Annotated in this window: 1 protein-coding gene; it reads left to right on the forward strand. The window is 38.3% G+C overall.

Features of this window, described 5'->3' with window-relative positions:
• A partial coding sequence (locus BZK16_RS14415) for a hypothetical protein (protein ID WP_158076881.1) occupies positions 1–373 on the forward strand: 373 nt, incomplete at both ends.

Here is a 373-nt window from a genome sequence, read left to right on the forward strand (position 1 = left end):
TCCATCTTTGTATGAGCAACCGTTAACGCACGATGATTTAGTCCGTAGTTTATTGATTGAAGATGTCAGAACAGATCACTTTCAGCAGTTACTAGAAAATCAGTTACCAGGAATGCAACGTTATCCTCAACAGATTAATGAACAGCTGAACAGAGTGGTTGAACAAAGTAGAGAACATCTAGAGACAGTTAAACTTGAAACTGCAGCAATGGTTGCAGGATATGAATTAGAACTCACAGCAAAACAGCCTGTGATTGAGCCTCAACTTGAAAAACCAATAGAAGAACGACCTATTGTTGATGAAAGACAACAGGATGCTAGACAAGAAGATTTAAATCCAACCCTTAATCATGATGATCGTGAATTAACTCGC

This window comes from Wohlfahrtiimonas populi (assembly GCF_002006795.1).
In the GTDB taxonomy this organism is placed as follows: Bacteria; Pseudomonadota; Gammaproteobacteria; order Cardiobacteriales; family Wohlfahrtiimonadaceae; genus Wohlfahrtiimonas; species Wohlfahrtiimonas populi.